Origin of the sequence: Nocardia carnea (assembly GCF_029869215.1) — a bacterium.
Lineage (GTDB): Bacteria > Actinomycetota > Actinomycetes > Mycobacteriales > Mycobacteriaceae > Nocardia > Nocardia carnea_B.
In genome coordinates, this window is sequence record NZ_JARWPM010000011.1 from 1 (window position 1) to 6,387 (window position 6,387).

Annotated in this window: 6 protein-coding genes; 4 read left to right on the forward strand and 2 right to left on the reverse strand. The window is 68.7% G+C overall.

The features are described 5' to 3' along the window. Window positions 1–174: 174 nt before the first annotated feature. Window positions 175–1,032 (forward strand): phosphotransferase, encoded by an 858-nt coding sequence (locus tag QH276_RS00170; protein ID WP_280406534.1) that lies wholly within the window; start codon window positions 175–177, stop codon window positions 1,030–1,032. On the opposite strand, the gene QH276_RS00175 is transcribed toward QH276_RS00170, so the two are convergent. After that, on the reverse strand, window positions 1,017–1,871 hold the full coding sequence (locus QH276_RS00175; protein ID WP_280397445.1) for a 3-hydroxyacyl-CoA dehydrogenase: 855 nt from the start codon (window positions 1,869–1,871) through the stop codon (window positions 1,017–1,019). The two genes, QH276_RS00170 and QH276_RS00175, sit on opposite strands and share 16 nt — an antisense overlap. Window positions 1,872–2,081: 210 nt before the next feature. Between QH276_RS00175 and QH276_RS00180 the strand changes: the two genes are divergently transcribed. From QH276_RS00180 to QH276_RS00190, 3 genes are all read left to right on the forward strand, one after another. Then, entirely contained in the window at window positions 2,082–2,660 is a 579-nt protein-coding gene (locus QH276_RS00180) for a TetR/AcrR family transcriptional regulator (protein ID WP_280397446.1), read from the forward strand. Window positions 2,661–2,719: 59 nt separating this feature from the next. After that, window positions 2,720–3,940, forward strand: coding sequence for an NADH:flavin oxidoreductase (locus tag QH276_RS00185; protein WP_280397447.1), 1,221 nt, complete (start codon window positions 2,720–2,722; stop codon window positions 3,938–3,940). A gap of 252 nt (window positions 3,941–4,192) precedes the next feature. Beyond that, entirely contained in the window at window positions 4,193–4,570 is a 378-nt protein-coding gene (locus QH276_RS00190) for a hypothetical protein (protein WP_280397448.1), read from the forward strand. A 144-nt stretch (window positions 4,571–4,714) separates the two neighbouring features. Here the strand turns inward: QH276_RS00190 and QH276_RS00195 are convergent, their stop codons facing one another. Next, complete coding sequence (locus QH276_RS00195; RefSeq protein WP_280397449.1) at window positions 4,715–6,169, reverse strand: glutamate decarboxylase; 1,455 nt, start codon at window positions 6,167–6,169, stop codon at window positions 4,715–4,717. Window positions 6,170–6,387 lie beyond the last annotated feature (218 nt).

Below are 6,387 nucleotides of genomic sequence, written 5' to 3' on the forward strand. Positions count from 1 at the left end.
CCGCCGCCCCCCCCCCCCCCCCCGGGGGCGGGGGGCCTCCCCCCCCCCGTCACTCACGGGGGGGGGCTCCCCCTTTCCCCCCCCCCCCCCCCCCCCCCCCCCCCCCCCCCCGGGCGCCCGCCCCGGGGGGGGGGCCCGGGGCGTGACCTCGGCCTGGCAGTCTCCGACGCCACGGTGCTGTACGACCTGTTCTCCGTTGTCGTCCATCTCGCGCCCGCGCCGGTGGTGGCCCGGATCCCCGTCGTCCTGCCGAACTCGGATCCCGAGGCCCTGATGCGGCGGCAACGGGCCGAACTGGATGTCACCACCTGGCTCGCGGAGAGGGGTGTCCCGGTACTGCGACCCAGCCCGCTCGTACCGGCCGAACCTGTTCGGCGAGACGGCTTTTCGATGACGTTTTGGGAACTCGCGGAGGAAGACCGGAACCGGGAACCCGATTACGCGGCGAACTCTGAACTGGTTGCGGGGCTCCATGCCGCCCTGCGTGACTATCCGGGCCGGCTGTCGTTCCTGTCCGCGGCCGAGCCGCGCGTCGTTGCCGACAGCCTCGGGCAACTCGCGGACCGGCCTGATCTGCTCGACCCCGCGGATCTGGACCGGGCCGTGCGCGAATGGCAGATCCTGGAGCCGTACGTCCGCTCCCGCGAACTCTTCGAACAGGTATTCCCCGGAATCGAAATCCAGCCGGTCCACGGCGATTCCCCGCCCGCCAACATCTTCTACGGGGTGGACGGCGACCGGTATTCCGATTTCGAGCTGATCACCCTCGGTCCTGTCGAATGGGATCTGGCCGGTCTCGGACCCGACCTGGAAGCGGCCTACGACCGCGGCGCGCTCCGCCACGGTTTACGACCGCTGAACAAGGACGTGCTGAGTTTCGTGAACGCCGTCGGGATGCTGCGGGCGGTCACAACCCTCGCGCTCGCGCCGCAACTGCCCGTGCTGGTCGATTACCTGAAGCCCGCTGTCGAGCAGTGGCGTTCCATGCCGTTCGCCGGCGGGCTCACCGCACCCGGTCAGGAGTACTTGTAGAACCCTTCGCCGGTCCCGACCCCGAGTTTGCCCTTGTCGATGTAGTTCTCCTTCAGCCACGCGGCCAGGTCCCGGGTGTCTTCCTCGGCCATCAGGATGTTGTAGGGCGTGTTCAGCCCGACGACGTCGAGGATCTGGAACGGCCCCGTCGGCGCGCCGGTGGCGATCCGCCAGGTCTTGTCGACGGCTTCCGGTTCGGCGTAGCCGCCCGCGGCGAGTTCGATCGCGGAGTTGAGGAAGGGCACCAGCAGCGAGTTGAGGACATATCCCGATTTCTCGCGGTGCACCTCGATCGGCACCATACCGATCGAGGAGGCGAAATCGACCAGTGCCCGGAAGACCTGGGGTTCGGTCTCGGTGGTACCCATGATCTCGGCGGTGTTGAACTTCCACACCTGGTTGGCGAAGTGCAGGGCCAGGAACTTTCCGGGCCGGCCGGTGAAATCCCGCATATCGCTGGGTAGCAGGGTCGAGGAGTTGGTGGCGAAGATCGTGTTGTCCGGCGCCACCTCGGCAAGCTTGGTGTAGGTCTGCCGTTTGATCTCCAGGACCTCGGGCGCGGCCTCGATCACCAGATCGGCCTCGGCCACCGCGGCCGCGAGATCGGTGGTGAGCGCGATCCGCGCGCGGGCCTGTTCGGTCTGCTCGGCGGTCGCGCCCATGACCTCGTCGCGGTAGGTGGCGGCGAGCGTGGCCAGCCGGTCGGAGGCCGCGTCCAGGGCGGCCTCGCTGATGTCGTAGGCCTGCACCGGGTAGCCGTGATAGGCGGTCTGGAAGGCGATCTGCGAACCGAGCACTCCGGTCCCCAGGACTGTGACCGTGCGGATCTCGATGGTCATCGTGTTCTCCTCCTCGTCGAATCGGCCGGGCCCCGCGGAACAACCCTCGCGACGCATGGAACCCAGTGGACCCCGAATGCCCGGGATCGCGCGGATGCGACGCGCGGAAGGGTTTGCGATCGGATAACGACCCGGCTCGACCGGGTCATTCTCAATCAATATTTCAATCACTGATTGAAAACGGCGCGCAGGGGTGGTTCACTGGCTCGCATGCCCCCGAAAATCGCGGCCGCCACCCGGGAACGCCTGCTCACCGCCGCCGAACGGCTGCTGCTCACCGAGCGCTACGACGACGTCTCGGTCCGCCGCATCTGCGCCGAGGCCGGCGCCAACCCGGCGGCCGTCCACTATCACTTCGGGTCCAAAGAAGCCCTGGTCGCGGCGTTGCTGGAAGCCCGCCTCGGCGCCCTCTGGGCCGACCGGCTCACCGCGGTCACCAGCGATCGCCGCCCCGTCGCCGAGATCGTGGACGCGGTGCTCGCGCCCTTCACCGATCTCGCGGCCGACCCGCTGGGCCGGCTGCATCTGCGCCTGCTCGCCCAGTGCGTCCTCGGCCGGCAGGTTGTGCACTGGCAGCAGCAATGGTTCCGGATCGACTCGTGGTCCGGGCTGCTACCGCAGGTGGCCGAACGCGAGAGCCGGCGCCGTTGGATGCTGGCCTTCGACCTGATCATCATGCGTTTCGGCGCGGCCGCCGCCGACGACCGCCCCATTCCCCCGCACACCGTGGCCACCCTGCGCGATTTCGTCGTTGCCGGGTTGACCGCGCCCACCGAAGACCCTCGATGATGCGATATCCCCGCGACAGCCTCCGCGGATCCCATCGACGAGCCGCGAAGGAGATCGAAATGAACGACGTATTCGCCCCGGCCACCCTCGGCCCGCTCATCCTGCGCAACCGGGTGATCAAAGCCGCGACCTTCGAAGGGCGCACCCCCGAGGCGCTGGTCACCGATGATCTCATCGAATTCCATCGCGAGGTGGCAGCCGGCGGGGTCGGGATGACGACGGTGGCCTACTGCGCGGTCGCGCCGGGCGGGCGGACCGACCGGCATCAGATCTATATGCGACCCGAAGCCGTCCCGGGCCTGCGCCGGCTCACCGACGCCGTGCACGCCGAGGGCGCCGCGGCCAGCGCTCAGCTCGGGCACGCCGGTCCGGTCGCCAATGCCGCGTCCAACCGGGTCCCGGCGCTGGCACCGAGCCGGTTCTTCAGCCCGCTCGGGATGGCGCCGATGAAGGTGCCCGATATCGCCGAGATCGCCGGCCTCGTCACCGCGCACGCGGAGGCCGCGAAACTGGCGGTCGAATCCGGGTTCGACGCGGTGGAAATCCATTTCGGGCACAACTATCTGGCGAGCTCGTTCCTGAGCCCGCTGCTCAATCGGCGTAAGGACGCCTACGGCGGTTCGCTGGAGAACCGGGCCCGGTTCCCGCGCGAGATCGCCCGGGCGGTACGCGAAGCGGTGGGCGACCGGATCGCGGTCACCGCGAAACTGAATATGGAAGACGGGGTCCGGGGCGGTTTCTCGCTACCGGAATCACTACAGGTGGCGTCCTGGCTGGAGGCCGATGATGCGCTCGACGCGCTCGAATTGACCGCGGGCAGTTCGCTGCTCAATCCGATGCTGCTGTTCCACGGCGCGGCACCGCGGCGGGAGTTCGCGAAAACACTGCCCGGTCCCGCGCGGTGGGGTTTCCGGTTGATCGGGAAGGCCTTCCTGCGCGAATACCCGTACGAGAAGGCGTATCTGCTGGAGCGGGCCCGCCAGTTCCGGCGCGAACTGTCGATGCCGCTGGTTCTGCTGGGCGGGATCACCGATCTGGAGTCGATGCGGCTGGCCCGGGCCGAGGGTTTCGAATTCGTCGCCATGGGCCGGGCGCTACTACGGGAACCGGATCTGTTGCGGCGCATCCAATCCGATGCGGCGACCGAGTCGGCCTGTGTGCATTGCAACGAGTGTATGCCGACCATCTACAGCCGCACCCGGTGCGTACTCCGGCTCGATCCGCCGGCGCCTGCCGTCGACCGAGCGACGGAACCTGCGACGAAAGCCGGAAAAGACTGACCGGCAGCAGCTTTCACGCACAGTCGCCCGCCCGCGCACACGTCCCGTCGGGAGGAACCCGATTCCCAGCGGTGACGGCGCGGCCGAGGCGACGCGGACACGGTGTCATCTACCGCTCCAACCCGGAGTCAACGAGCACCTATTGAATGTACCGTTAAATAGCGGTATGGTTTTGCTCATCGAAAACGCGCTTCCCACAGCGCGATTACCGCAGACGACCCGTCACCGGCGGGTAGACCGATAGAGGAAACCATGCGCCGTAACTCACGCACTCACCGATTCGCCGCCCGGCTCGCCGCCACCGCCGTGATCGCTTTGGCACCGCTGGCCGTCACCGCGGCCCCCGCCCTGGCCGATCCGGTCGCCGTCGCACCCAGCGACGAGGTCACCGATATCAGCCGCCCCGGCCGGCACAACCACGGCTGGAACGGCCGGCACAACCACGGCTGGAACGGCCGGCACGACCACAGCTGGAACGGCCGGCACGACCGCGGCACCGGCTGGGACCGCGGCTACCGGCACCGCCACGGACATCCCGGCTGGAACCGGGGCTGGGACCACGGCTGGGACCACGGCCACGGCCTGCCCCTGCCCTGGCACTTCCTGCCGGGCACCGGCAGCGCCTTCTGACGTCCGGAAGCCGACCGGCGGACGACACCCGGCCGGCCGGCACTTGCCACCGAGACGAAGGCGTCACCTCGATGGGTGCGGAGCAGTCGGCGATCGGCTCCGCACCCATCGCGGTGGCGCGTCATCGCCGTCCCGGGGAACAGCTCAGTCCCCATGGCCTGTTTCGGGAGCACCGGCGGCCCCCGGACCCTGGATATCGACATCGGCGCCGTGTGAGAAGGACGCCGATTCCTTACCCCGCTGCGGCGCCCGCTGGGCGCGCAACCGGGGCAGCGCCCGTTCGAAGGCGCCGACCAGCAGATCCGCCAAATCGTGACTGAACCCGTTGCGGACCACGATCCGCAGCACCGCCAGATCCTCCCGATCGGCCGGGAACGTGTACGCGGGAACCAGCCAGCCCTGTTCCCGCAAGGCGGCCGAAACATCGAACACCGAATACCCGGTCTCCTCCGGTGCCAGCGTGAAAGCGAACACCGGCAGCTGGCTGCCGTCGGTGAGCAGCCGGAACGCGCCCAGCTCGGCGATCCGGCGGGCGAGCGCCACCGCGACCTCCCGGCTGTAGCCCTGCACACGTTCGTACCCGCGACGCCCGAGCCGCAGGAACGTGTAGTACTGCGCCACCACCTGGGCGCCGGGCCGGGAGAAATTCAGCGCGAAGGTCGGCATCTGGCCGCCCAGGTAGTTCACCCGGAACACCAGTTCCTCGGGCAGCGCCGCGGTATCCCGCCACAGCACCCAGCCCACACCCGGATACACGAGCCCGTACTTGTGCCCGGAGGTATTGATCGAGGCCACCCGCGGCAGGCGGAAATCCCATTCCAGATCCGGATCACAGAACGGCGCGACCATGGCACCGGACGCGCCGTCCACATGCACCGGGATATTCCAGCCGCGTTCCTCGCGGAGCCGGTCCAGCGCGGCACAGATCTCGGCGACCGGTTCGTAACTGCCGTCGAACGTGGAACCCAGCACGGCCACCACGCCGATGGTGTTCTCATCGCAGTGCGCCGCCGCCTCGCCGGCGGTCAGATGGAACCGCTCCCCCGACATCGGCACCAACCGGGCCTCGACATCCCAGTATTCGGCGAACTTCTCCCAGCACACCTGCACATTGCTGCCCATCACCAAATTGGGCCGCCCGGTGGACTGCCCGGCCGCCCGCCGCCGCTGCTGCCAGCGGCGTTTCAACGCCAGCCCGGCCAGCATGCACGCCTCGCTCGAACCGGTGGTCGAACAACCGACGGCATGATCGGGATCCGCGGCATGCCAGAGATCGGCGAGGATCCGCACACACCGCTGCTCGAGCTCCGCGGTCCGCGGATACTCGTCCTTGTCGATCATGTTCTTGTCGAAACATTCGCTCATCAGCGCCTGCGCCGCCGGTTCCATCCACGTCGTGACGAAGGTGGCCAGATTGAGCCGGGCGTTCCCGTCGAGCAGCAACTCGTCGTGCACGATCTGGTAGGCGGTATCACTGTCGATCTCGCTGTCCGGGAGCCGGAACCGCGGCACCTCGACCGGCTCCCGGGTGAACACGGGATTCACCGCCACCTGCTCACGATCGATCCCCGGCGAACGCGCCGGATTTGTCAACGCCATGGAAAACCTCCGCCGGCATCCGGCCGGGCGCCGGTCGCCCGGTCCGCTCGAAACCACCGAGTATTCCCTGGTCGAATACATTTACTGCGCACCCCGCAGCCCACGGCAAGTCGCTGTATCTTTTTGCGGCGCCTGCGGCGCCGCGGGTTTTTGCCCCCTTTGTGCCCCGGGGGGGGGGGCGCCCGCAACACCCCCGGGGCCGCCCCCGGGGGCGGGGG